Source organism: Streptomyces sp. NPDC007875, assembly GCF_042868035.1.
GTDB lineage: Bacteria > Actinomycetota > Actinomycetes > Streptomycetales > Streptomycetaceae > Streptomyces > Streptomyces antimycoticus.
On record NZ_JBIADZ010000011.1, the window covers coordinates 147,601 to 172,730 of the forward strand.

The 25,130-nt window shown below is 69.3% G+C and carries 22 protein-coding genes and 2 pseudogenes; 6 read left to right on the plus strand and 18 right to left on the minus strand.

Annotated features, from left to right (window positions below; translation table 11 throughout):
• Positions 1 to 5: 5 nt before the first annotated feature.
• The 9 genes from ACFYOY_RS23770 to ACFYOY_RS23810 all read right to left on the minus strand — a co-directional run bounded on the left by ACFYOY_RS23770 (position 6) and on the right by ACFYOY_RS23810 (position 7,927).
• Positions 6 to 1,634, minus strand: a complete 1,629-nt coding sequence (locus tag ACFYOY_RS23770) for a recombinase family protein (protein ID WP_388589374.1) — start codon at positions 1,632 to 1,634, stop codon at positions 6 to 8.
• Between the two features lie 45 nt (positions 1,635 to 1,679).
• Positions 1,680 to 1,835, minus strand: a complete 156-nt coding sequence (locus ACFYOY_RS23775; RefSeq protein WP_388589377.1) for a hypothetical protein — start codon at positions 1,833 to 1,835, stop codon at positions 1,680 to 1,682.
• Positions 1,836 to 1,843: 8 nt separating this feature from the next.
• Complete coding sequence (locus ACFYOY_RS23780) at positions 1,844 to 2,437, minus strand: helix-turn-helix domain-containing protein (protein WP_351887242.1); 594 nt, start codon at positions 2,435 to 2,437, stop codon at positions 1,844 to 1,846.
• A 38-nt stretch (positions 2,438 to 2,475) separates the two neighbouring features.
• The gene (locus tag ACFYOY_RS23785) at positions 2,476 to 3,267 is read right to left on the minus strand and encodes an MBL fold metallo-hydrolase (RefSeq protein WP_351886528.1); all 792 of its coding nucleotides are present in this window, start codon (positions 3,265 to 3,267) and stop codon (positions 2,476 to 2,478) included.
• A gap of 218 nt (positions 3,268 to 3,485) precedes the next feature.
• A complete protein-coding gene (locus ACFYOY_RS23790; protein WP_351886531.1) occupies positions 3,486 to 4,361 on the minus strand; it encodes a class I SAM-dependent methyltransferase in 876 nt (291 codons plus the stop codon).
• Between the two features lie 151 nt (positions 4,362 to 4,512).
• Complete coding sequence (locus ACFYOY_RS23795; RefSeq protein ID WP_388589381.1) at positions 4,513 to 4,986, minus strand: thioesterase family protein; 474 nt, start codon at positions 4,984 to 4,986, stop codon at positions 4,513 to 4,515.
• On the minus strand, positions 4,983 to 5,996 hold the full coding sequence (locus ACFYOY_RS23800) for a 3-hydroxyacyl-CoA dehydrogenase NAD-binding domain-containing protein (protein ID WP_351886537.1): 1,014 nt from the start codon (positions 5,994 to 5,996) through the stop codon (positions 4,983 to 4,985). The genes ACFYOY_RS23795 and ACFYOY_RS23800 overlap by 4 nt, the downstream gene beginning before the upstream one ends.
• 54 nt (positions 5,997 to 6,050) lie before the next feature.
• The gene (locus ACFYOY_RS23805) at positions 6,051 to 6,944 is read right to left on the minus strand and encodes a 3-keto-5-aminohexanoate cleavage protein (RefSeq protein WP_351886540.1); all 894 of its coding nucleotides are present in this window, start codon (positions 6,942 to 6,944) and stop codon (positions 6,051 to 6,053) included.
• Between the two features lie 65 nt (positions 6,945 to 7,009).
• Positions 7,010 to 7,927 (minus strand): TetR/AcrR family transcriptional regulator, encoded by a 918-nt coding sequence (locus ACFYOY_RS23810; protein ID WP_388589386.1) that lies wholly within the window; start codon positions 7,925 to 7,927, stop codon positions 7,010 to 7,012.
• A 155-nt stretch (positions 7,928 to 8,082) separates the two neighbouring features.
• Between ACFYOY_RS23810 and ACFYOY_RS23815 the strand changes: the two genes are divergently transcribed.
• On the plus strand, positions 8,083 to 9,744 hold the full coding sequence (locus ACFYOY_RS23815) for a serine/threonine-protein kinase (protein WP_351886546.1): 1,662 nt from the start codon (positions 8,083 to 8,085) through the stop codon (positions 9,742 to 9,744).
• 139 nt (positions 9,745 to 9,883) lie between these two features.
• Positions 9,884 to 11,131: a hypothetical protein gene (locus ACFYOY_RS23820; protein WP_351886549.1), complete on the plus strand. Its 1,248-nt coding sequence runs from the start codon at positions 9,884 to 9,886 to the stop codon at positions 11,129 to 11,131.
• A gap of 16 nt (positions 11,132 to 11,147) precedes the next feature.
• Here ACFYOY_RS23820 and ACFYOY_RS23825 read toward each other — a convergent pair whose 3' ends face one another.
• Genes ACFYOY_RS23825 through ACFYOY_RS23835 form a run of 3 tightly spaced genes read right to left on the minus strand, consistent with a single transcriptional unit; the run spans position 11,148 to position 13,075 of the window.
• Positions 11,148 to 11,834, minus strand: a complete 687-nt coding sequence (locus ACFYOY_RS23825) for a hypothetical protein (protein ID WP_351886552.1) — start codon at positions 11,832 to 11,834, stop codon at positions 11,148 to 11,150.
• On the minus strand, positions 11,764 to 12,072 hold the full coding sequence (locus tag ACFYOY_RS23830; protein ID WP_351886555.1) for a hypothetical protein: 309 nt from the start codon (positions 12,070 to 12,072) through the stop codon (positions 11,764 to 11,766). The genes ACFYOY_RS23825 and ACFYOY_RS23830 overlap by 71 nt, the downstream gene beginning before the upstream one ends.
• A 19-nt stretch (positions 12,073 to 12,091) precedes the next feature.
• Positions 12,092 to 13,075: an alpha/beta hydrolase gene (locus ACFYOY_RS23835; protein WP_351886558.1), complete on the minus strand. Its 984-nt coding sequence runs from the start codon at positions 13,073 to 13,075 to the stop codon at positions 12,092 to 12,094.
• A 210-nt stretch (positions 13,076 to 13,285) separates the two neighbouring features.
• Here ACFYOY_RS23835 and ACFYOY_RS23840 point away from each other — a divergent pair, with 210 nt between their 5' ends.
• Positions 13,286 to 13,582, plus strand: coding sequence for a GYD domain-containing protein (locus tag ACFYOY_RS23840; protein ID WP_351886561.1), 297 nt, complete (start codon positions 13,286 to 13,288; stop codon positions 13,580 to 13,582).
• Positions 13,583 to 13,691: 109 nt separating this feature from the next.
• On the opposite strand, the pseudogene ACFYOY_RS23845 reads toward ACFYOY_RS23840, so the two are convergent.
• Positions 13,692 to 13,793: pseudogene (locus ACFYOY_RS23845) on the minus strand (calcium-binding protein); the annotation flags it as partial.
• A gap of 175 nt (positions 13,794 to 13,968) precedes the next feature.
• Positions 13,969 to 15,432 (minus strand): FG-GAP and VCBS repeat-containing protein, encoded by a 1,464-nt coding sequence (locus ACFYOY_RS23850; RefSeq protein ID WP_388589391.1) that lies wholly within the window; start codon positions 15,430 to 15,432, stop codon positions 13,969 to 13,971.
• 344 nt (positions 15,433 to 15,776) lie between these two features.
• On the opposite strand from ACFYOY_RS23850, the pseudogene ACFYOY_RS23855 reads away from it, so the two are divergent.
• Positions 15,777 to 16,031, plus strand: a pseudogene (locus ACFYOY_RS23855) (cupin domain-containing protein); the annotation flags it as partial.
• A 67-nt stretch (positions 16,032 to 16,098) separates the two neighbouring features.
• On the opposite strand, the gene ACFYOY_RS23860 reads toward ACFYOY_RS23855, so the two are convergent.
• Positions 16,099 to 16,689, minus strand: a complete 591-nt coding sequence (locus tag ACFYOY_RS23860) for a TetR/AcrR family transcriptional regulator (protein WP_351887245.1) — start codon at positions 16,687 to 16,689, stop codon at positions 16,099 to 16,101.
• Between the two features lie 300 nt (positions 16,690 to 16,989).
• On the opposite strand from ACFYOY_RS23860, the gene ACFYOY_RS23865 reads away from it, so the two are divergent.
• A complete protein-coding gene (locus ACFYOY_RS23865; protein WP_351886573.1) occupies positions 16,990 to 17,943 on the plus strand; it encodes an alpha/beta fold hydrolase in 954 nt (317 codons plus the stop codon).
• Positions 17,944 to 18,015: 72 nt separating this feature from the next.
• Positions 18,016 to 18,960, plus strand: coding sequence for an NAD-dependent epimerase/dehydratase family protein (locus ACFYOY_RS23870; protein ID WP_388589394.1), 945 nt, complete (start codon positions 18,016 to 18,018; stop codon positions 18,958 to 18,960).
• A gap of 418 nt (positions 18,961 to 19,378) precedes the next feature.
• Here the strand turns inward: ACFYOY_RS23870 and ACFYOY_RS23875 are convergent, their stop codons facing one another.
• From ACFYOY_RS23875 to ACFYOY_RS23885, 3 genes are all read right to left on the minus strand, one after another.
• Positions 19,379 to 19,600, minus strand: a complete 222-nt coding sequence (locus tag ACFYOY_RS23875) for a hypothetical protein (protein ID WP_208515884.1) — start codon at positions 19,598 to 19,600, stop codon at positions 19,379 to 19,381.
• 356 nt (positions 19,601 to 19,956) lie between these two features.
• Positions 19,957 to 20,907: a hypothetical protein gene (locus tag ACFYOY_RS23880; RefSeq protein ID WP_388589397.1), complete on the minus strand. Its 951-nt coding sequence runs from the start codon at positions 20,905 to 20,907 to the stop codon at positions 19,957 to 19,959.
• 66 nt (positions 20,908 to 20,973) lie between these two features.
• Positions 20,974 to 24,645, minus strand: coding sequence for a CHAT domain-containing protein (locus tag ACFYOY_RS23885; RefSeq protein ID WP_388589400.1), 3,672 nt, complete (start codon positions 24,643 to 24,645; stop codon positions 20,974 to 20,976).
• Positions 24,646 to 25,130: the final 485 nt, after the last annotated feature.

Below are 25,130 nucleotides of genomic sequence, written 5' to 3' on the forward strand. Positions count from 1 at the left end.
CGTGCCTACGCGGCCAGTCCTGCCGTGTCCGGTACGAAGTAGAAGATGCCGTCGAGGCGTGCCCTGTCCACTTTCAGCGGTTGTGGTTTCTCGCCCACCCAGTGGAAGCAGAATCGCGTGAAGAGCTCGAACCAGGATCGGGGACCGGTATTCGGAGGAGGGAGCAGCGTCACCGAGTGAAGGGCGATGCGGAGCAGCATCCGGGATTGCTCCAGATCGGCGGAGGTCCATGCTTCGTGCAATCGGTCGCCATCCCGGAGAACTGTGAGGTCCGTTGCTTGTGCGATCTCCTCCAACTCGGCGGTGATGCTTTCAAGCTGACCAGCGATGGCTGTCCGAAGCTGATCGTATCGATGCTGCCCCTTGGCACCCTTGAAATGACCCTTCACGAAGTAGGCGTAGTCCAGCGCGTTCAAGCGTGCCTCGGCATCGTCCACGGCGAGGGACAATTCCTTGCGGCGCACGTCCGCCTCCGGATTCTCGTAGGCGAGCCAACGGTGAGCCAGCGCTTGAAAAACCTCGTGTTCGTCTTTGAGTGACGTGACGCGTGACATGAAAGCAGACGTCAACACCCTGTCTGCGTCTTCCACCAGCACGCTCATGCCCAGACACACCGCCTTGCCCAGGTTCACACGCCGATAACAGCGATAGGACCGGCCGCCCTTCGTCATGTTTCCCCCGCACCGGCCGCATTTCAGCAGCCCGGAAAGGAGTGACTGGGCTCGCGGCTTACCACGTCTCCCGGTGGCCAGGGACTCGGACGTGCGAGACCGCAGACCCGCCAGAATCCGTGCCCGCTCTTCTGCCGTGACCACGCCCTCACCGATGCGGAGTGGCTTGCTGTCCGGGCCGATGAACGGCTCGCCGGTGGCCCGCCAGCGCTCCCGTCCGGCGCGGTCGGTGTAGCGCTCGTGGACCGGCATGAGTCCAGCCCATGCGGGTGAGTGGGCAAGCTGGGTGATCGTGGACGACCGCCACTTGCCGCCCCGGCGAGTCTTCAGCCCCTCCGTGTTGAGCTTGTCGGCGATGGCACCCGCCGCTTCGTTCCTGAGGAGTGCGTCAGCTATACGGCGAGAGGTGGCGTATTCCTTGGGGTGAGGCTCCGTCTGTTTTGTTCGCCTGTTGATGCGCAGGCCGTACGGTGGTTGCCCTCCGGGCCAGGCGCCCGAGCTCTTCTTTTCTGCCTTCGTTCTGCGCGTGCGGGTGGATGTGTTGAACGACTCCGAGCGGGCCTGTTCCGCCAGCCAGGCGAACAGCCCGCGATGCTGCGGAACGCTGCTGTCAAGTCCATCAACATGCGCTACCAGACGTGCGCCTGCCGCCTCGAATTGGTCGAGCACTTGTCCGGCTTGCCCCATGCCCCGACGGCTCAGCCGGTCCAGTTTCCACACCAGGAGGTGGCGTACTTCCCCAGCGAGCACGGCCGCTATCGCGGAGTCGAATTCCTCTCTGACGACGCCCGCCTTGAACGCGGAAAGCTCTTCTTTCCAGACCTTGCGGACGGTCAGGCCCTCCCGCTTGGCGCGCTCCCTCAAATCGCTTTCGTGTGCCTTGAGTGTGGTCTTGTCGTCCTGCAATGTGCTTCGGCGGAGGAACAGATCGCACAGCTTGGACGGATCTGCTGTTCTGCCCATGAGTTCACCTTCGGTCAAGGCGCGCCGGGCAGTCCAGTTTTGCGTCTAAAACACCTGGCCCACTCGGTTGCCACCAGTCGGCTTGCTCTTGGGCACCAGCGGATGGATGAGATCGTCCCGCTTCAGCCGCAGCTCCACGCCCCGCTCGGCAAGCCAGGCGTCGGCCACGTCCCACACCGGGGACGGCAGCCGGGGTCGCACGCCGCCCGTCACGCCTCGCGCGCGCCGTCGGCCGCGGCGAGTACCGCGGCCGCGGTGTCGTGGGCCTGACGGGCGGCTTCCGCTCCCAGGATCGCGGACGTCGCCATGGCCCCTTCGGCCAGTATGTGGATCTTCTCGCCGACGCCGCGGGGGTCGGGGTAGTCCCCGGCAAGCTCGATCAGGTAGTCGCGGAGCAGGGTCTTGTGCTCCCGCACTGCTTCGGCCACGAGCAGGTGGCTCTCGTCCCCGTGCCCACCCATCTCCGCCCAGGCGTTGACGAAGGCACAGCCCCGGAAACCCGGGGTGTCGATGGTTTCCCGCATGCCCTCGAACGCCGCGAGCAGGCGTGCCCGTGAGCCGGCCGGGGCCGGGGCGGCCCGCTCGACGGACTCGGCCAGCCCCGCGCGCAGTCGCCGGCCGTGCACCCGCAGGTAAGCGGCCACGAGATGGTGCTTGGACGGATAGAGTTTGTAGAGCCGTGCCAGTGACACCCCCGCGCGGTCCCGGACCTGGTCCATTCCCACCGCGTGGATGCCGCGCTGGTAGTAGAGCTCTTCAGCGGCCTCCAGCAAGCGCGACCGCGCCTCGTCGTGGTCCACCACCCTCAACCCCGGGATCCTCCTGTGCCAGAACGTTGGTTCTAGTGTACTGGCGCGTTCTGCGGGGTGAACCACTCACCAGGAGGCGTGACCAGGGGAGTGATCCCGAGTTCCCTCGCGCGCTTCTCGAAACGCTCGACCGCCCGCGGGGTCTCGATGTAGATGGGGGGCTTGTGCAGCGTGCCGTAATGAATGGGGACCGCGACCTGGGCGCCCAGGATGTGGGCCGCGACCGCGGCCTCCTCCGGCAGCATGACGGCGTTGAAGGGACTCGGCGGCTGGAGGTGGGGGAGCTCGACGATCGGTCCGTTGATGGGAACGAAGGCGATGTCCACCGGACCGAACCGGCGCGCGATCGACCACCACTGACCATGGAAGATGGTGTCTCCGCCATGGAAGACGCGGGAGCCGTCACCTTCGACGACCCAGCAGAGCTGCGGATCTCCCAGCCCGTCGACGGAGGGCCCCGCGCCGATACGGAACGGGCCGACGCCGCGTTCCTCCCACGGCTGGAGAACCTCGGCCTCGAGGCCGTGCTCGCGGAACGCGGCCTCCGCTTCGCAGGTCCATTTGAGGTCGTCACCCGCCCCGGCGACCGGCTCGGGCCGGTACACGGGCGCACCGTCGGCGAGCGCGTTCCGGATGGCGATCGGATCGGCGTGGTCGGAATGCAGATGTGTCACCAACGCCGCCGTGGTTTCCCCGGGGCGGGACGCCGGGGGGAACTTCTCGTCCGAGAACAGGGGTGAGGCGTCCTCGATGAGGTCTATGACCAGCGTCTGGTCGGAATGCTCGAGCTCCACGCCCGCCCAGCCCAATCGTCGCAATCGCACGGCGTCTCCTTCGGGTCCGGTCCGAATCGGGCCTGCACACAGGGCGGGCACGCTCAGAACGACCGTTCTAAGAACAGTCGTTCCGACTGTAGCAGAACGACCGTTCTTAGTGTTGGGCGTTGGGCGTTGGGCGCTGTGTGGCAGTGCTGTGACGGACACCGTCGCCGGGAACGTGCGGCCGGAAACGCCGAGTCGGAAACGCCGGAAGGTCGGAAACGCTACGAGAAGCGCGCGATCGCCGTCATCGTCGGCCGCAGGTTCCGTACCGCGGGCAGCCACCGCATCAGGGGCGCCACCGCCCCGTAGTAGAAGCCGCGCCCGCGCGGCGGCGGCATCTCGCGTACGTCCGTGATCGCCGGATGGGCCGTCCGCACCTTCGGCAGCTCGCCCGCGTCCATGCCCCATGGCATGGGCGGTGTGCGATAGCCCTGCGCGGTGCGCATCTCGCCGCGCATCGTCCGGGCGCTGAACCATCGCGGCACCGCGTCGAAGACCAGCGCCCCGCCCCGGAACCGCTCGGCGCACCCGGCGATCAGGTCCTTCACCTCGGTCGGCCGCAGATACATCAGCAGCCCCTGGGCGGTGATCAGCACCCCGCGCGCCGGATCGACCTCGTCCCGCCAGGACAGATCGAGCGCCGAGCGGGCGAGGGTGCGCCGCCGCTCCTCGTCCGGCAGCAGCGCCCGCCGCACCTCGGCGGTCTCCGGCAGCTCCACGCACAGCCAGCGCGCCCGACCGTTGTCCACCCGCCAGAACTGCGTCTCAAGACCCTCGGCGAGCGTGACGACCGTGCCGTCCGGATGCTCGTCGAGGAAGGCCCGTACGGCGGTGTCGAAGGTGCGGACCCGCAGCGCGTGGCCCTGCGCCAGCAGCGGGGTGGGCGCTCCGAAGGTCTCCTCGAAGGGGTAGTCGATGCGGTCGACCAACTCCACGGCCTTGGGGTCGTCGAGCACGGTCCGCGCCCGGCGGGCCTCGGCGGCTCGCATATAGAGGTTCCAGAGCAAGGTCTCGGGCACTTCGCTCAGCTCGACGCGCCGACCGCCCTTGCCGTTCCCGTTGCCGTCCGGTCCGGTGTCCGCTCCGGCGTCCGCCATGGCGTCGTCACTCCTCGCACACGCGTCCCTCGGCGTTTCCGCCACCGCCTTCACCGCCATTCAACCTCACCCGGTCCCTCATCCGGAACGGTGAACGCCCCGGCCCCCGGACAATGCCGGGGCCGGGGCGTTCAGGAGGGACGGCGGTCGTTCAACCCGCCTCGGCCGGAACCGGGCCGATCGCCCGGCCCGCCCACTCGGGGGCCTTCTCCAGCAGGTCCGTCAGCCGCTCCCGTATCTCATCGGGGAAGGGAGCCGAGCGGCTCTCGTTCTGGTCGATGTGGAGCGCGAGCAGCTCGGTGGTGGCCACGGGGGCGCCGACCGGTTCGCCCACATGCATCTCGTGGGTGAACCGCACCTTCTTCTCGTCCACGCCGATGACGCGCGTACGGATGGTGAGTTCGGCGCCCTCCTCGACCTCGCTCAGATACCGGATGTGCGACTCCACGGTGTAGAGGGAGCAGCTGGTCTTGGCGCGGTAGGCGGAGTCCAGGCCGGTCTCCACCATCATCTCGTCGGTGCTGTGGCCGAAGACGAGGACGTAGAACGCCTCGCTCATATGGCCGTTGTAGTCGATCCACTCGGGACGTACGGTCTGCCGGTAGTCGGGGAGCGTGGTGCTCACTTCTCGTCTCCCATGGTGCTGGGGGTATGTGCGATGGCATCCGTCCCCTCGGCGCGCTGCCGCGGCAGTCGGCCAGTCGCCCGCAGGACGTCGATGACGCCCTGGTCCCGCTCCGCGACGAGCTGCGCAATGGTACGGCTGCCCGCCGCCTCGTCACAGCCGTCGACCATCGCCGCACGCAGCGTGTCGTCCAGCTCAGGCGCCTCGAGGCGGGTCCACGGAGACTTCAACGAGGGTCCGAAGTGGTCGAGCATATGTCCCATGCCTCCTTCGCCGCCCGCCAGGGCGAACGTGAGGCAGGGACCCATGAACGCCCACCGCAGTCCGGGCCCCTCGGTGATCGAGTCGTCGATCTCCTGCACCGTGGCCTCACCGTTGGCGACCATGTGCAGCGCCTCCCGCCACAGCGCCTCCTGGAGCCGGTTGGCGATGAAGCCGGGCAGCTCGCGCTCCATGGTGATGACGGACTTGCCCGCCACCTTGTAGAAGCGCGAGGCCCACTCGACCGCCGCGGCGTCGGTCTTCTTCCCGCCGACGACCTCCACCAGCGGTATGAGATATGGCGGGTTGAAGGGGTGGCCGACGACGAGGCGGCCGGGGTCGGCGGCCTCGGTCTGCATATCGGTCATCGGATAGCCGGAGGTGGAGGACGCGATGACGACACCGGGCGGGGCCGCCGCGTCCAGCTGGGCCAGCAGCGACCGCTTGAGCTCCAGCTTCTCGGGGGCGCTCTCCTGGACGAACTGCGCGTCGGCCACCGCCTCCTCGACCGTCGCGGCGACGGTCAGCCGGTCGGGGGAGGCGCCGTCGGCGAGGCCGATCTGGGTCAGGGCGGGCCAAGCGGCGTCCACGAGACGGCGCAGCTTCTCCTCGGCGTCGGGGGCCGGGTCCCAGGCGGTGACGTCGTAGCCGCGCGCCAGGAAGTGGGCGACCCAGCCGCCGCCGATGACTCCGGCGCCGACGCAGGCGACGCGGCGTACCTCTTCGGGGGCGCAGGGGGATGAGGGCATGGCGGTCCTAAGGGTGTGAGGGGAGGGAGGAGAGAGATGAGGAGCTGGTGGGGGTTACGCGCGGGGCTTGAGGCCGAGCCGCTGCCGGGCCTCGTCCGGCGTGGCGACGTTCGCGCCCAGCAGCTCGGTGATCTGGACCGCGCGCTCGACGAGCTGGCCGTTGGTGGCCTTGACGCCCCGGCTGAGGTAGAGGTTGTCCTCCAGTCCGACCCGTACGTTGCCGCCGAGCAGGATGGACTGCGCCACCCACGGCATCTGCGTCCGGCCCAGCGCGAAGCTGGCCCACTGGGCGCCCTCGGGCAGCATGTTGACCATGGCCTGGAGCACGCCCGGCTCGGCCGGGGCGCCCCACGGGATGCCCATGCACAGCTGGAAGACGGTCGGGTCGTCCAGCAGCCCCTCGGCCAGCAGCTGCTTGGCGAACCACAGCTGCCCGGTGTCGAAGATCTCCAGCTCGGGGCGGACGCCCAGCTCCTGGATGCGCTTGGCGCCGGTGCGCAGCATGTCGGGGGTGGAGACGTAGAGGTTGCTGCCGTCGCCGAAGTTGAGCGAGCCGCAGTCCAGGGTGCAGATGTCGGGGAGCAGATCCTCGACGTGGGGGAGCCGGTCCAGGCCGCTGACCAGGTCGGTACCGGGGAGGTGGGTGAGCGGGTTCTCCGGGTCGATGACCAGGTCGCCGCCCATGCCCGCGGTGAGGTTGATGACGACGTCGGTGCCGGTTTCCTTGACCCGCTCCACGACCTCGCGGTAGAGCCGCGGATCGCGGGCGGGGGCGCCGGTCTCGGGGTCGCGTACGTGGATGTGGACCACGGCCGCCCCGGCCTCCGCGGCCTCGACGGCGGAGCGGGCTATCTGCTCGGGGGTGACGGGGACATGGGGGCTGCGGCCCACAGTGTCACCGGCGCCGGTCAGGGCACAGGTGATGATGACGCTCTCGTTCATGGGCATGGGCTTCTCTCCCTCTCTTACGGTGCGAAACAGCGCGGAACTACGGTCCGGGCTGGTCGGCCGTCCTACGGTCCGGGCTGGTCGGGCGGCCCGGCCTCATCGGCGCCGGAGTGCCGTGGGGTCTGTCGTGCGGTCGGTCGTACGGTCAATTCGGAGTCCACGTACGCGTTGCAGGCGAGGTCCATGGCCTCGGCGGTCGTGCCGTCCTCTCCGGGCGCGGTGGCCAGCACCTGAATGGCCAGTCCGTCGATCAGCGCGGTCAGGCGCAGCGCGCTGAACTCCGGGTCGACGGCGCGGAAGACCCCCTGCTCGATCCCGCGCCGGATCACCTCGGCGACGGTCTGCCGCCACTGCTGGTAGAAGTCGGCGTGCAGTCGCCCGATGGCCGTGGACCGCGCGGCCTCGGCCCACAGGTCCATCCACACCAGCCACTGCTGCCGCTGCCGCTCGGTGTACGGCGCCTGCAGCGCGATCAGCTGCCGCAGCTCCTCGCGCGCGTCGTCGGCCGTGGCGGTCCGGGCGGCGCGGCGCGCGGTGTCCTCGTCCATGCACCAGCGCACGGCGGCTTCGAGCAGCTCGGCGCGGCCCGGGAAGTGGTAGTGGATGGTGGCGGTGCTGGTGTCGCAGGCGGCGGCGATGTCGGCGACGCGTACGGAGTGGAAGCCGCGCTCGGCGACGAGCCGCACCGTCTCCCGCACGATCTGCAGCGGCCGCCCGCTGTCGGGGAGCGCGGCCGGGGCGGGCGGCCGCGGCGCGTCGGCCGTGCCGCCGGTCGCCGCGGTACCGAGCAGCCATCCGGCGTCCACGTTCCCGGCGTCGGCGATCCGCGCCAGCTCGCCCACGGTGAAGCGCCGGCTCCCGCTGAGCGAACGCGAAAGCTTGGACGGGTCCATCACGACCCGCCGGGCGAATTCGCGCTGGGTACAACCGGCTTTGCCGATCACCTCGCGCACGCGTTCCGCCACCTCGAACTGTTGCCGCATGGCCGACACCGTACGGACGCGTTGAGATAAGCGCAATGAATGTGGGCGATGAATGCCCGCTTACACCCTAAATCGGCGGTAATTTCACCCGGGTGTTGCGATGTCGACTGACTATCGAATCAGTTGAGATCAATTGTGTTCGAACACTTCCGACTATGCTCACCGGGCGTGAGAGCTGGAGAGATCGGGTGACATCGGGCGGGGACGACATGCGGCTGATCGCCGGCCGCTACCAGCTGGGCGACCGGCTCGGACGCGGCGGCATGGGCACGGTCTGGCGCGCGTACGACCAGATGCTGGCGCGCGAGGTCGCCGCCAAGGAACTGCACGTCGCGAGCGACCACCACGAGCACCACCGACGGCTGCGCCGGGCCCAGAGGGAGGCGCGGACCGTCGCCCGGCTGCGCCACCCCCATGTGGTGGGCGTCCATGACCTGGTCGAACACGACGACCGGCTCTGGATCGTGATGGAGCTGATCGACGGCCCCTCCCTGGCCCGCCGGATCGCCGACAGCGGCCCCCTCCCGCCCCGCCACACCGCCGCCCTCGGGCTGCAACTGCTCGGCGCGCTGGAGGCCGTGCACGCCGCCGGGGCGCTGCACCGCGACATCAAGCCCGCCAACATCCTGCTGCGCGGGGACGGCAGCGCCGTCCTCACCGACTTCGGCATCGCCGCCCTGGAAGACGACGAGTCGCTCACCACCACCGGCGAACTCCTCGGCTCGATCGGCTATATGGCGCCCGAGCGGCTGACCGCGGAGGAGGCGGGCCCGCCGTCCGACCTGTGGTCGCTGGGCGCGACCCTGTCCGCGGTCGCCTCGGGCGTGCCGCCCTTCCAGCGCCCCACCGGGGCCGCCGCGCTGCACGCCGTCACCTTCGCGGACCCGGTCATCCCGGAACGGGTCGGCCCCCTGCGGCCCATCGTCGAGGCCCTGCTGAACAAGTCTCCGGCCCAGCGCCCCTCCGCCGCCACACTCCGCACCGCCCTGCGACGCGTCGCGGACGGCGCGGACGCCCCGGGCCCGCTGCCCCCGGCCGCGCCCGCGGGGCCCGTACGGGCTCCAGGGCCCATACGAACCCCGGGCGGCGAAGCGGACCTCGCGGACACGCCCACGACGACCGAGACCCCGACGGTGAGCGCGACCTCCACGGCAGGCGCGCCCCACACCGTGACCGGGACCCCCACCCTCGACCGGGACCCGACGCTGATCTCGTCCCCGAACCAGACCCCCGACCTGGACCGGGAACCGACGCTCGTCGCCCCGGCCGGGCCGCCACCCCCTCGGCCCCGCGGCCGGGCCCGGACATGGTGGTGGACGGCGGGCGCCGCGCTCGCGGTGGCGGGCCTCGCCACCGCGCTCTTCTTCACCTTCGGGCCCCCGTCCGACAGCGACGGCGACGCATCGCCCCAGCCCGCCACCACCACGACGAAGGTGACCGTGGACGCGGCACGCGGCTGGCAGTCCGCGACGCCCACCCCGGTCCGCAAGGGCGACAAGGTGAGCGTCCGCTACACCACCGGCACCTGGACGGTGGACGCCGCCAACCTGCCCTTGGTCGGCCCGGTGGGCCACACCCGCGTCGACGACGAAGCCCTTCGCTTCGCCTGGACGGACTGCAAGCTGAACTCCGCCGTCCCCTTCGGCACCCTCCTGGGCCGCTACCCGGGAAACCCCCGAAACCCCCACGCCGTGGGCCGCGCCTGGCACTTCCAGGCCACCCGCCCGGGCACCCTCCAACTCCGCATCAACGACGGCGAGGGCTGCCTCCACGACAACAGGGGTGCCATCACCGTCACCGTCCAGATCACCCACTGACCGGGCAACGGCACACCCACGGGACCCGACCCCGCGAAAAACGTGGGTGCCCTGGGCAACTGGCAGCCCTCGCCGACGCATCCTCCCGGGCAGTCCCGCCGGTACGGGCCGGGACATCAGCGCGAACAGGGAGCGTCACTTGGATACGGAGACGAGGAAGAAGCCGCTGTCACGGCGGCGCGTTCTGGCCCTGACGGGTGGGGCTCTGATAGCCGCGGGCTGTACGCAGGGCGAACAACGCCCCGCCGACAAGACCAGCCACGCCCCCGACGAAAGAGCATCCGCCGACGGCCCGGCCGAGGGTCCGGACGGCGTGCTGGGAGCGAACTTCAACGAGGACCCCGACAGCGTGACCTTCGCCGAATTGCGGGACCTCTCCGCGAGCTGGCTCCGGGGCTTCGTCCCCATGCCCGAGGTCACGGCCGACGCCTCCCACCAGCGTGCCATCGAGAAGCTCCTGGACGCCCACCACCAGGGCTACGGCACGGTGCTCTCGCTGAAGTTCCCGTACAACCACCGGCCGATACCCCGGCCGGGCAGCTCGGCCATGGACAAGGAACTCGCCCGGGTCGACCGGGTCCTCCACGCCGTCCTCGACACCGTCGACGTCCTGGGCATCGGCAACGAGCCCTTCATCGAGAGCCTCCCGGAGGACCGCCGCTCGGGCGCGATGAACACGTTCTACGAGACGGTCGCGGAGCACATCATCGCGTACCGGAAGAAGCACTTTCCCTCGCGCTGCCGGACCCACCTCTACATGGGCGCGCTCAACCACCTCGACAAGCCGGACGAGCAGACGGCCGCCACCGACCGCTGGCTGTCCTTCACGCGCCGGACCCCGGAGATCGAGGGCGTCGACATCCACCCCCACGTCGCCGCACCGGAGCGGGTACAGCCCTACCTCGACTACATCCTTCCCCGCCTCCGCGACGACCAGAAATTCCTCGTCACCGAGTTCTCCCTGGTACAGCTGTGGAAGCAGCATCTGAGCGACACGATCCCCACCCGTTTCGCCCGCCGCTACCACCTTCCACCGAACACTCCGGTGTGGAAACTGATCAGGGATGCCATCGAGCACCCCTTCCCGGAGCAGAAGTGGCACGACTTCCTCGCCATGAGCCCCTGGTTCGAGCGCAACAAGCACTTCCTGCGGGACCAGGTGGGCCACTTCCGCGACACCGGGCGCCTCGCCGTGGCGACGTACGGAGTCACCCAATCCGCCGCCATGACAGAGAACTTCGGGCCGGACAAACAGCCCTGGCTCCTGAACAGCCTCTACGCCAACCGCACCGTCGACCGCCCGGACGACGGCCCACCGGCCCACGCCTACGGATTCTTCGACGACTTCCGTACCCTCCAGCGGCAGCAGGACCGCCGCGGGTCCTAACCCAGCAGGTGTCCGGTCACCTGGCTCCAGAACCGCGCCAGTTGGTAGGCGTCGCACAGCCGATCGCCCGGACCAGGTGATCCACGCGTTCGTGCCGAGGTAGGCGGCGCGATCGGCGTCCGGCAGTGCCGTGAGGTACCGCGTGGCCGCCGGCTGGAGGCAGGTCCTCAGCGGGTAGTCGTCGTAAGTCCGCGCGGTGATGGGGCCGCAGCCCTGCTTCCCCCCTCAGCCGCAGGGACGCCTGGTAGTCGAGGAACGCGGCGCTCACCTGCTTCGAGACGGTCTGGTCGACGACCTCGCCGGTGCTCAGCGCGCTGCCGCCGAGCATCCACTCGTACGCCATGTCGGCGTGCTCGAGATCGGCGATGGGGCACCAGCCGCCGCCGGCGAAGATGGCGTCGCTCGCGTCGGCCGCGCCGAGCTCCCTCAACGGGGCGTCGTACAGGGGGCTGTCCCCGGACGTGCCGAGCAGGGCGGAGAGGGCGCCCCCGGCGCTGGTGCCGGAGGAGACGATCCGGTCGGTGTTCCCCGGGACGCGGCCCTTGTTGTGGTGCAGGTACCGCGCGGCGGCCTTCAGGTCGACGATGGCGGCGGGCACCACGCCGTAGTACCTACCGTCCGGCGTCACGAGGTCACGGCCCCGCGCCCCCGGCTCCACCACGACGTACCCCGAGGCGAGCCCCCAGTCCGCGTTGCTGACCATCCCACCGGGCCCCAGGGCCTCCGGGCCCGCTGCCGCTCGTCACCGACGACGACAGATAGCCGCCTATCCGGTTGGCGAGGAGGATCGGGGCGCCGGTGGCATCGACGGCCTTGCCGTCGATCTCGACGGGAACGCTGACGTTGAGGCTCTGGTACTTCGTGTCCACGGGCCTGGCGACATAGACCACGCCTTTGTACAGGCGGTAGGTCACCTTCTTGTCGCCGTCGTCCGTGAACACGGTCTTCGTCTCATATGCCTTACACGGGAAGGGACTTCAGCCAGTCGACCAGCAGCCGGTTGATCTCCTCGGGGCGCTCCTGCTGGATCCAGTGGCCGCAGTCCTCGAGGATGTGCGAGCCGACGAGCCCGGGCAGCGTGGTCGGGTACGCCTTGATCGCGTCGCCCATCCAGGTGGTGGAGGCGTCCAGGGCGCCGCCGATGAAAAGCGACGGCTGGGTGATGGGCGCACCGTCGAACTCGGCCAGATCCTCCCAGTCCCGGTCCATGTTGCGGTAGCGGTTCAGTGCCCCGCTCATTCCGGTGCGCTCGAACTCACCGGCGTAGACATCGAGGTCCCGCTCGCTCAGCCAGGCGGGCGCCCGACCGGCGGGGAAGCGCTCGCGCAGCGTCGCGCCGCGCGTGACGAAGTGCGGGTCGGGCAGGTCGGGACCGGGCATGGTGTCGCCGGACAGCGCGGCGTAGAACCCCGCGAGCCAGCCGCGTACATCCGGTTCGATCTCCGTCTCGGCCCGGCCCGGCTCCTGGAAGTAGGAGACGTAGAACTCCTCCTCCCCGCCCATCCCGCCGAAGACCTCACTGGGCCTGGGGCCGCCGCGCGGGGCGTACGGCACGCTCAGCAGCCCGACCGCCCGGAACACATCCGGCCGCAGCAGGGCGGAGTTGGCCGCGGTGGGCGAGCCCCAGTCGTGGCCGATCACCACCGCGGACTCCTCGCCGAGCGCCTCCACCACGGCGACGTTGTCCGCCACCAGTTCCCGCATCCGGTACGCGTCCACCGCCCCGGGCCTGGACGAGCGCCCGTATCCGCGCACATCGATGGCGGCCACCCGGTACCCGGCCGCGGCGAGCGCCGGCAGCTGGTGGCGCCATGAGTACCAGGACTCCGGGAAGCCGTGGACGAGCAGCACCAGTGGGCCGGTGCCCTGCTCCACGAGGTGGATCCGCCCGGCGGGGGAGGACACCAGACGGTGGGTGGGGTCGGTCGTGGGTGGCTGCGGCATGGTTCTCTCCCGGGAGCGCTCGGGCCCGCACTCTGTGTGGCGGCCGACGGTCCGATCCTGCCCAGACCTGGGCGGCGCGGGCCATGCCTGTTGCCGGTTCGGCAAAACTGACCAGGGCCGTCGACTGCGTCCGGTGCGCCAGGTGTGCGGATTCAGGACATCGCTCCCAGAATTGATCTCAGGGGGTTCTTCTCCTGGGAGGTGAGGGGCGTGGCGACCTACATCACGCTGCTGAACTGGACCGAGCAGGGAGTCCGCGCCTACAAGGACACCACGAAGCGCACCGAGGACTTCTCCGCGGCACTGAACAAGCTCGGGGCGAGGCTCGTGGACATGTACTGGACCGACGGGCCGTACGACCTCGTGTGCATCGTCGAGGCCCCCGATGACGAGACCGCCACCGCGGCGTCCTTGCAGCTCGGCGCGTTGGGCAACGTGCGCACCACGACCCTGCGGGCCTTCGGCCGCGAGGAGATGCGGGGCATCATCGCCAAGGCCGCGGGCTGAGGAGATCGCGCGGGGAGGGCCGACCCGCGAAGGGCCGACCCGCGAAGGGCCGACCCGCGAAGGGTCGGCCCTGTGACTCACCCGATGGGTGGATGGATGGCGTGAAGCGTCAGTCCTGGTGGACGACGTTCGTGCCCGGGCCCCCGGAGAGGGTGTCCGTGCCGGGGCCGCCGTACAGCTTGTCGTCCCCGCTGTTTCCGTAGAGCGTGTCGAACGTGGTCACCGTCGGGGGCCACCGTGTACGAGCCCACCGTGAGTCGCGGGGTTCGCGGTTGATTGCGCGGTCGCGTTCGACTGGGTGGTATTCGGCCGATGGCCCGGCCCGGCTCGGAAGAGTCGGGCCGGGCCACCGAACCAACAACGGGGTGGTGCTATGTGCGGTGGTGCTACTTCGTGGCGCGGCCGGACAGCTCCGTGCCGAAGGCGGCATCGGCCGCCGGGGAGCCGAGGTCGCCCGGCCCGATGAGGGCGGAGCCTTCGGCGGTGATCCCGTCGGCGCCCGCGTACAGGAGCGCCACCGCGCCCGCGCCCTCGGCCCGGTTCGGGACCCCGATGGCCAGGTCGGGCTTGCCGTCGCCGTTGTAGTCGGCCGCCGAGACGGCGTCACCGAACTTGTCGTTGCCCGCCATCTCGCCGGGAACGCCCTCGGTGTCGAGGGAGAAGGTCTGCGCCCCCGCGTCGGTCAGCCAGTCCTTGGTGCCCTTGAGCACGGTGATGGCGCCGGCGTCGTTGTAGCCTCCGGGGGCCTCGGCGGCGGTGTCGCTGACGACGAGGTCGTCATTGCCATCACCGTTGATGTCGGTGAGCTGGGAGGCGGTGCCGTTCTGCGCCGCGCCCTTCCAGTTCACCGGGTTCGCGGTGTCGAGGCCCTGGGCGGTGCCCGGGTACGTCCGCAGGCGCTGGTCCTCCGGACCGTCCTCGAAGCCGGTGTCCGTGACGACGTCGTCCTTGCCGTCGCCGTTGATGTCACCCACCACGGCCTGGTACGAGGCGAACGGCAGCGCGACGTCCTCGCCCAGCGACGTGCTCTTCAGCCCCCCGGACGAACCGGGCAGCACGCCGAGCGTGCCCTCGTCGGCGGGGTCGTCCTGGTAGGCGACGGTGACCAGGTCGGCGAAGCCGTCCCCGTTGATGTCGCCCGAGGACAGATGCTCGATGCCCGCTCCGCCGCCGGGCGGGGTGACGCTGGACATCTTCGGGGTGGCCGTCTCGCGCAGGTTCGCCGCGCCGCTGACGATCTGGACCTCGGTGCCGTCGGAGATGGCGATGTCGTCGCGGCCGTCGTGGTTGTAGTCGCCCACGGCCATCGTGTCGCCGAACATCGCGTAGGCGGTGGCCTTCGGCGCGTGGAAGGCGATGGCGTCGCTGGACAGGCCGTCCTTCGAACCGAAGACGACCGTCACGGAACCGGCCCGCTTGGCGTCGCCGATGGCCTCGTAGTTCGCGGCGACGATCAGATCGGTGTACCCGTCCCCGTCCACGTCGCCGCGCACCACGGCCGAGCCGAAGTGGTCCCCGGCCTCGGGCGTGCCGGGCACCCCGGCGCTGGCCTGCGACAACGTGCCGTGCCGACCAGTGTCCACGCCGCTCTGGGCCCCGTAGGTCACGCCCACGTAGCCCGCCTTGGACTTCCCGGAGACGGTGCCGTCGGGCGCGCCCACGCCGAGGTCGGCATAGCCGTCGCCGTCGATGTCGCCCGTGGTCTTTCCTGCCGCGGCAGCCCTGGGGGAGGGCTGGTTCTGGTCGGGCCCGTCGCCGTTCGACACGACGGCGCCGGCCCCGGCGGCCACAGCGGCGGTGACGACGGCGCCGACCGCCACACCCACCACACCTCGGGTTCTATTGCGCACAAATCCTCCATCAGTAACGCATTGGTCGCCCTTGAGTCCCGACTGCCACCTGTCTCCCCCGGCGGCCGGAACGGAAGGGTCGCCCAAGTAGAGTTGTCTGGAAGCTGAACGGTTGCCCAATCGAAGAAGAACGAGACCGGGCCGTGATCTTCGCTCGGTTTGGGCCCAACTCCCTTGCGCCGTAAGGCACTTACTGCTGAGCCGTAGAGGCCCCCGCCCGCTCCTGTAACTGGGCGTGACGAACCGTCCTATCCGGCGGGGTGATGGCGCGGGGATGGCAGGGCGACGAAAGGGCGCGCCCCTGGCCGTGGGGATCTGAGGCGACCGACCAGACGGCGTTCACCATGCTGCAGTCGGCGAAGCCGCCGTTCGTTCCGGAGGGGGCAGAGGCGATGACGGTCCTCGTCGAATACCCTCCCGGCGACCCCGGCGCCCCTCCCCACCGGCACTCGGGCCCCGCCTTCGGCTACATGCTGGAGGGCGAGATGCTCTTCGAGCTGGAAGGCGAGCCGGAGCGGGTGATCAGGGCGGGGGAGTCGTTCCGGGAGCCGGGCGGCGATGTTATCCACTACCAGGGCGGAAGCAACCGGACAGACTCGCGTAGGGCCGTCATGGACGCGTTCCGGATAGCTCGCCGGACTGGATCGGACAGTCCCGGCGCCACGGTCAGCGCGGTTGGCGTAGCCCTGCGACGAGGAGCTTGACCAGCTGGCGGGCGTCGTAGTGGGGATCGCTTTCGGCGCCGATGCAGAGGTTTCCGATGCCGCGCATGAGTGGAATGGCGCTGAGGCCGGAGCGGTTCTCGCCGGAGACGGCGGCAGCGTCGAGGAGCTGGGTGCACACCGGGAGGAGGCGGCCGACGAAGTAGGCGTGCAGCGTTTCGACGCCGGTGTTGTCGGCCTGCATCGCGGCGGCCAGGCCGTGCTTGGTGACCAGGAAGTCGACGAACAGCTCGACCCACGCTTCGAGGGCGGCGTGCGGTGTCGGACTGCTGGCGAGCAGGGCCGGGCCTGCCTCGGCGCAGGCTTCGACCTGGTGGCGGTAGACGGCGATGATGAGGTCCGCCCGGGTGGGGAAGTGGCGGTAGATCGTGCCCATCCCGACACCGGCCTTGGCCGCGATGTCGCGTACCGGTGCTTCCACGCCCGAGGCGACGAAGACCGCGGCGGCCGCGTCCAGCAGGGTCTGCTGGTTGCGTCGGGCGTCCTTGCGCTTGGACCCGGCTGAGCTTCCCGCGCCCTGGCCGCTGTCGTTCACCACGGCACTCGCACTCCTTCCATGACCGGCCTTGCAAAGCGGAACATCGCTCCGTATTGTTAGCGGAACAACGTTCCGGTTCAGTCATGATGGCAGACCGGGGGACGGGCGACCAGGCCGTCTCCTGCCCTCGCACGCTCCACCGGACCGAACAGCACGCGCGGTCGTCGATACCCGGCGTCGATGCGGCAGCGTGTGAGAAACCCTCGTCGCTCCCTCCCCGGCTCGCCCCGCGGCGCCACGGACCACCCCGGGCCCACCGAACCACCAGCGCGAAGAAACCGAACGGAAGGCACTCCCATGCCCATCCCCACGCCCGACTCGAACACCACGAACGCGCAGCAGACCGAGGGCGCGCCCACCACGGTGGTATCCGCCAAGCCGGTCGTCCTGCCCGCCCCGGGCCGCGGGGAGGATCTCCAGGTCCGCGTGTCCGCCCCCGCGACCGGCGGCGATCTGCCCGTCATCGTCTTCTCGCACGGCTTCGGCTGGTCGATGAACGGCTACGCCCCGCTGGCGGACTACTGGGCCGCCCATGGCTTCGTGGTCATCCAGCCCACCCACCTCGACTCCCGGACGCTCGGCATCCCCGCCGAGGACCCCCGCACGCCGCGGATGTGGCGCTTCCGTATCGAGGACCTCACGCGCGTACTGGACGGACTCGACGTCCTGGAAGCCTCCGTCCCGGGCCTCGGCGGGCGCCTCGACCGCGACCGTATCGCCGTGGCCGGCCACTCCTGGGGAGCCCAGAGTGCGAGCGCGCTGCTGGGCGCGCGCGTCCTCGGCTCCGGCGGCGTTCCCGGTGAGGACATGTCCGACCCCCGCGTCAAGGCGGGCGTGCTGCTCGCCCTGACCGGCCTGGGCGACGACCTGACCCCGTTCGCCGTCGAACACCTCCCCTTCATGCGGCCGTCCTTCGACACCATGACCACGCCGGCCCTCATCGTCGCCGGGGACAGCGACCAGTCCCACCTGTCCACCCGCGGACCGGACTGGTTCACCGACCCGTACATCTACAGCCCGGGAAACAAGGCCCTGCTCACGCTCTTCGGGGCGGAGCACTCGCTCGGGGGCATCCCCGGCTATGAGGTCGCCGAGACGACGGACGAGAGTCCCGCGCGCGTCGCTCTGATCCAGCACCTCACCACGGCCTTCCTCCGCAGCGCCCTCCGCCCCGAGGACACCAGCTGGAAGACGGCGGTCAGCGCCCTGGAAGAAGACCTCAGCGCGCTGGGGAAGCTGCAGAGCAAGTAAGAGCCCTCCAACGATCAAGACCGCTACAGAACAGAAGCGATCAAGACCGCTACAGAACTGAAAGGACAGGCGATGATCCTCGTCACCGGAGGTCTCGGCTTCATCGGATCCCACACCGTGCGGGCACTGCTCGACCTGGGCGAAGACTGCGTCGTGGCCCAGCGCAGCACCCGTGAACTCCCGGCCATACTCACCGGAGAGCGGGTGGCGGTGGAACAGGCGGACATCACCGATCGCGACGCCGTGCTCGCGATCGGCCGCCGCCACGACATCACGGGCATCGTGCACCTGGCCATGTCCCATCCCTGGTCCTCGACCCCCGACACGGCGGTCGAGGGGACACGGCGGGCGCTCGACGGACTCCTGAACATCGCGCAGGCGGCGCAGGAGTGGGGCGTGCGGCGCCTCGGCGTCGCCAGCACGATCGGCGTCTACTTCGGAGCCGAGAACGACGGACCCCTACGGGAGGACGCTCCGCTGCCGCTGAGCGCACCCGTCTCGATCCCCACCTTCAAGAAGGTCGGTGAAATGCTCGGCGGATTCCTCGCCGACACCACGGACATCGACATCGTCAACTACCGCATCTCGGGCACCTGGGGCCCGCTCGGCCACACCGAACCGTTCTTCGCCGCGCCTGCCCTCGTCCACGCCGCCGCCGACGGCACCGCCCCGGACCTCTCCCACCTCGTGCGGCCCGCCTTCGCCGAGGACGGAATCGACCTCAACTACGTGCCGGACACCGGGCGTGCGCTCGCCCTCCTCCAGCTCGCGGACAAGCTGAACCACCGTACGTACAACGTCGGCTCCGGCCGGGCCACGACCAATGCCCAGCTCGCCGCAGCGATCAAAAAGGTGGCCCCCGACGCCCAGGTCGACCTCCCCACGGGAGGCGACACACCGCCCATGGTCCTGGACATCAGCCGCCTCCAGGAAGACACCGGCTACCAGGCCGAGTACGACACCGAGCGAGCCGCCGGCGACTACATCGCATGGCTGCGCGCAGGCAACAAGATCTGACCAAGGCTCAGGCCGGCGTGCGGCGGACCCTCACCGGAGTCAGACACCACCACGCCCGACGCCCGCTGAAGTGGGAAGGGCCCGGCACACGGTCTCGTCCGAACGATGGTGAACGGGGCTCAGACGACCCCGGTCGGCTCCCGAAACGACCCTGACTCGTGGGAGCTAAGCCGCCTTGGGGCGCCCCGCACACATGCCCGAAACGGGTCCCTGTGCACCCTCGAGCAGGAAGACCTCGTCCTCCCCGAAGTCCGGGGCCTGGAACGGGTCTGTCGTCGGAAGCGGCAATGCTGCTGCAGTGGAACGGCGGGGTTGCCCTTCCGGAGCGGAGAACAGCGACGTGAGATCGATGAGAGGTCTCTCTTTCGTTGCGGGTTCCTGAAGGGGTCTGGCGTGCCGTGACCGGGCACAGCGGACCCTACAGCTTGGTCATCTTGGCGTACGGGCTCAAGATCCGCATTTGCGCCGAGCCGAAATCCACGAGCGCCGCGATTCCGTCCTCGATGCCGATCACCCGGCCGAGGCCGTAGATGTCGTGTGTGACCTGGTCGCCCACGGCGAAGTGCTTGGGAGCTGGTGTCGCCGGCGCCTTGAAGGGGCTGGTAGGCAGATGACGCTTCGATGCAGCAGGTTTAGTCATTGGCCCCCCAGTATGCGCCTACGTCGATCCCGTTCGCTGCGGCTGTCCATGTCCTTTGCGCAGCATAGACCCGGACGGCACCAACCGCTTTGCGGGCGAGGCTGGGCGATCAAGGGTCTGACCTGCGGACTCTCCAGCGGATGTCAAACGCCCCGGGCCGCGATCGGCTCGGGGCGTTTTGGCTGGTGCCCCCGGCAGGATTCGAACCTGCGACACCCGCTTTAGGAGTTTTCCTTGGGCGGGACCTTGACCTGCGGAAATGTCGACTGTGGGGCGTCTGGCCTGGGCAAACACCTCTCCGCAGTTCTCACGTGTTCGCGGGGTTTCCCGGCCTCATGTGTGCTGAATCCGTTCTGCTAGGCGGCCGAGTCGCCTGGAGATGCCCACTCGTACGGCACCGATGCCGAGCTGGCGCGGAGGCTACGGGACAGCACGGCGCTCAGGGTTGTTCCGCAGGTCACCTCGTCCTGCGCCGTAGCGGGCGGAGCGAGTCCCAGAGCCCGGTAGAGCCGAACACGGTGAACAACGAAAAGGCCAGTCACGTGACGGCAGTACCTGTCGACGCCGGCGCGAAGAGAACGATGGGAGGCCCAGACAAGCAGTGCGCACGTCGCCACCCACAGCAGCCGTGGCAGCACGCCCGGGATCACGATCGCCCAGAGGGCGACGGTAGCCGCACACACCAAACCCTGCACCCGGGCAAACACTCGGGTTGCAGCGGCGGTGAGTTCGTCTCGGACGGGTGTCTCCAGGGCCTTGACGAATGGGTCCCAGCAGACGGCGAGGTCGAGTCCGTACATGCGGCGTACTTCGGCCGACACCGAGACGAGCGCGTTGCCCATAGCCGTAGGGAGCAGGTGCTGGGGGTCGCTCACCCGTGGGTACCGCGCGTAGGCGGCCCGCCTTCGTGTGGCGCGCCAACCGTTCTGGCTGTTCCAGGCATCCAGGTCTTCGTCGGCCAGACCAGCTGGTGGGGCATGACGCCAGGCGGCCAGGTCACTGCGGCGGGCGTGATGATGGGCCATGCGGTGCCGGGTGTACGCGAGCGCGATCCGTGAGGTGCCCCATCGGCCAGCGAGCACCTCGAGCACGAAGCCGGCCGACGCCGTCAGCGCCCACGCGGACATCACCACGACCGCGGTTGCCGCCGCCGTGAGGACGACGGGCCCCCACGGTCGCTGCGCGGCGATCGTGCACGGCACGTTGGCGGCGAAGTCAGGTGTGCGGCACAGGTGAGTGCCTGAGCCGCGCATCCACAGCATGATCAGTACGCCCGCAAGCCAGAACAGGAGGAGAGGGCCGCCCATGACTGCGCTCCATCGCTTCGCGATGGGCTCGAGTAGTCCTTTGACCAGGTCGCCCAACTTTGCCGCCTAACCCAGGACGAAAGCGTTGCCGGGGTGGACCGGGCAGCAGTCGGCGTCGAAGGGGGAGTCCATGTCACCGTTTGCCTCTTCGGAGCAATCGGCCACCGGGCACGTCCAGACGAGGGCGGATGGATCCGGACCGGGGAGGCTTGCGAAAATCGGCAGCCGAAGCCCTGGGCCGTTGGTTGACGCTTTTGTGTCCGAGCTCGTGCCCCAGCGTTCCGGCAGCGTAGCGACAGCCGAGGACACGGAGTCCTCGGGCGGCGCTGTGTATCCGAGGCCCTGGTGGACAAACGCGGCCCAGTACGAAGGGTCTCCAGCCGGGGCTTTGGCCCTGGTCTTCTTCCCTCGGGTCCCCGCCCGGGCCTCCCTCAGAGCGCGCAACTGCGCTGTGCGCAGTGCCTCGGCGGGCGGCAGCCCCTCCAAGTTGAGCAGCGTGTGGAAGTCCCGCATTAGTGCGGCGGTCGCGGCATCGTCCACCGCCCACAGCGACCCCACCACGGCCGCCGCGCCCGCCGATCCGAACGCTGTAGCCATACTCAACGCGCCGTCATAGTGAGCGCCAGGTACGGCCGTGGCACAGGCCGATAGGACGACCAGCGGGCCGAGGCTCGGCCCCTGGCTCGCCCAGCGGAGCCGGTCGAGGACCGAGGACACGCTGAGACGTTGTCCGTTTGCCAGCACGAGGTGCGACTCGGCGGCCAGAGCACGACTGCGCGCATGGCAGGCGAAGTGGGCCACGGGGTAGGCGGGCGCGGGGCTACTGACCGGGTCGCTCAGTGCCGACAGCACCGCTCGGGGTGTGGCGGGGGCCGATCCGGGCTCGCCCGACCCGCCGAACCGCCGTCCCTTTGAGTAGTACCAGCGGTATAGATCCTCGCCCTCCTGTCGGGCATGCGGCAGATCCATGGTTGGGTCGACGACCACCACGCCGCTTCCCGTGAGCGGCAGGAATGCGCGCAATGTGTACCAGGACAGAGCGTGTGCCGAAGGCGCGTAGCTGAACGCTACTGATTCGATCGCGAAGCGGTACTCCCACCCTCCGGGCGTCTTCGCACGGTGCCGGGCCGCGTGCCAGGGGACGAGGCCGAGTGTTCCAGACGGAATAACGACGACACGTGGAGTGTCCTCAATCCCCACCGCGGTGAGATGTTGGTAGAGCTCCCTGATTGCTGCCTTCCAGGCCCAATCGCAGACGCCGTGAAGCGCCTTCCGCCAGGACGAGTCGGCCGGTGGCTTGACAGCTTCGCCAGCGCGTAGCTGCTCGTTGTGCGCTGCCGTGAAGCTCAGCAACTCGGGTGCGTGCAGAAGAAGGAGGGGCAGCCGCAGCGAGGTGATATGCCCATTCCGGTGGACGATCAGAGCCCATCCGCAGTGCCGACCTGCCAGGAGGTGCACCACGGCATCAATGCCGAGGGAGCCGCACCATTCGGAGATGTCTCCCGGGGTCGGTACGGAGGCAATGTCGTTGAAGACATCGCGCAAGGATTCTCGCATGCCTTCCGGCAAGGGCAGGAGGCGCTGTTCCCTGACGATCTCGGCCAGTTGGCGGTGAGGGACGCTGGACCCCGAGGCACTCCCGTCTGAGTAAACCGTTAGTTCGGTGTCTAGCCCTTGCCCACGCAGTGATCGGAGTCCCAGCCGACTGATACGGGCCCCAAGAACATCAGCTCCTGCCGCTGCCGCTGTCAGTACGGCGCGCCCCGACTCGACGACTTCCAGAGCGGCGTGGCGCTCACCGGCTTCCAGACACCAGCGAGCCAGTACGTCCGTCTCGGCGGCGACGAGTCGGGCCTGCTCAACGGGTCCGGAGCCGGGATGTCCCATCACCACCTCAACAACGCGGTGGTGCATCTCTTCGCGGATCGCCTCAACGTTGTTCTCAAGTTCGGCCGCCGTCCGCGGTCGACGAGGACGCCCGTGTGACGTGGCTCGCTCGTCGAGTACGGCGCGGGCACGCCGCCACACCTCGGTCTCGGTGCTTTGGCCGTAGTCCCTTTGGCCACGTCGCTCGGCACGAGCTATGCGTTCCGCGGCCAGCCCTATGGCTTGCTGCAAGAAGCTGGCGGCCCGCGTCTTGACTCTCTCGTGGAAGCGGGGATCGACCAGTACGTCGATGAGAGCCATCGCGGCCGTGTCGAGGGCATGGACGCCGTGAGGGTCGTCCTCGGCGTGGGCAGCTGCCGGAAACGTTCGTAGGTCGTGCGCCGTCAGGAGGGCACGTCCGTACTCGACGGTCTGCAGCGCCAGCGTTTCGGAGGGCTGATCGGACCACAGTAGGCAGTGCTTGAGTAGATCGGCGGCGACCGTTGCGTCGGCCGGTGCGCGCAGCACGTCGGCACGGGCGAGTAGGCACTGGGCGAGTTCGAAGGCCGCCGGAAGGTGCGCCCCGTCCGGTCCCACGGCGGCACGCACCGCTGCGACGGCGGTCAGGACCGCGTCGTCCAGAGCGCGCAGATCGCTGGCGCGCAGGTACTCGGCGTGGTGTGCGGCGGCTAGTGCTGCGAAAGACCGAGCACGACCGAGGAAGGCGCGAGCTGTGCGCAAGTCGTTTGCGGCATTGCTTATTTCAAAGCGCCACAGCAACGCCTCACCGAGTGTGCCGAGCCAGGCCATACGGGCCGGGCTTAACTCTGGTAGGGCGGGGGATTCCAGGGCGTGGGTGAGGACGGTGATCAGCCGTTCCAGACGGGTGAGGCTGCCCTGTCGCTCGAAGCTGAGCCGAAGGGTCGTGACGAACGCCCCCGTCCACTCCGCCCATTCGGTCGGGTCGAGTTCGCCGGAACCGGCCAGGGAGAGGGCATCATCGAGGGCGACTGCCGCTCTGTCTAGGAGGTCCGGCTCGACCGAGCGTTCGTACAGGGCGAGGCAGGTGTAGCCGAGACTCGCGTACACCGCCGGTGAGATAGAAACGCCTTGGATGCCGTGCACATCGCGCGATGCCCGTGCACGCGCGAGGCTGAGATGGGTCTCGTAAGCCCTGTCCAGGTAGGAATTCTCATCTGAGAGCGCGTAGTGATACCGCTGCAGAGCCCCGACCGCACGCAACCAGCTTGCCCACACGCCTTGTTCGACGCGCAGTGATGTTGGGCTCGTGGTCTCCCATAGCGAATCGGCTGCGGCTTTCAGGTCTCCGACGTCACCTTCAGCTTGGTACCGCATCCGCAGGGCGGCCCCGAGCACGCCCGTCCACACCAGGGAGGCGTCGCGCTCACCGGCTCCTTGAGCGAGCCGGACGGCCGCCTGGGCGTTGTCGACCGCCCGGTCGAGGTCCGAAGATCGCCCAACAGCCTCGTAGCGCAGCAGTAGTGACTGAGCCAGATCGCCCAGAGTGAATGTCCATGCCCAAGGAAGCGGCTCATCGGTGCTGGAATCGACGGCCGTCTGTAGCCTGTCGACTGCCTGGTCCAGCGCGCTGGCGTCGCGGGCGCCGACTGCACGGAGGAGTCGGGTACGGTCGAGGGCGGAGAGCTGGATGTGCTCGGCGGTAGGGGCGCCGTCGACCTCATCTGAGGACGCGTTCAGCGCGTCGCGGATCTGGCAAGTGAGGACCAGCAGAGAGAAACTAGGGATCTCGCTCTCGTAGCCGCGGGCGGCTGCCAGGGCAGGCCGAGGAGCTCGATAGGCCGTTCGGTCCCCGCCAGTGTGTGCCCGAAGCAGGTCACGCAGCTCGTCCAACGTGTCCCCATCGTGTGCGACTCGTCCCTGAAGCTCGGCGCTTCGGGGCACGGCATATGGGGCGGGCACGTCGGGGAGACGATCGAGCCGCCTCCGCAGGGCCGGAAGGTCGGAGCCGAGGGCACTAGCCGCACCGAGCGCCGCGATGGCGTCGGGGAGCGTGCCCTCCCGCCCCGTGCTCTCGTATGCGTCTAGGGCCCGCTCCCCGATGAGCCCGGCACGTCTCTCAAGCGGCAGCTCCCGCTCGTTCCCCCCAAGGCCAACGGGCAGTCAACTGCTCCACGACAGCGACGAAATGCTGATGCTCCACCCGTGCCACTGCTGCCCCTCCCCGTACTGCTCCGGCAACAAGGGCACACTACTCGCGCTGGGGCGCCAGCGATGAGGTTCGCCGGTAGACCGGGGTCACCGGCGAACCGTGGCGGGTGCACTGTCGAACAGCGTGGTGTACAGGTCTGCGGACGCGATGGGCGGAGCCCGAGAGC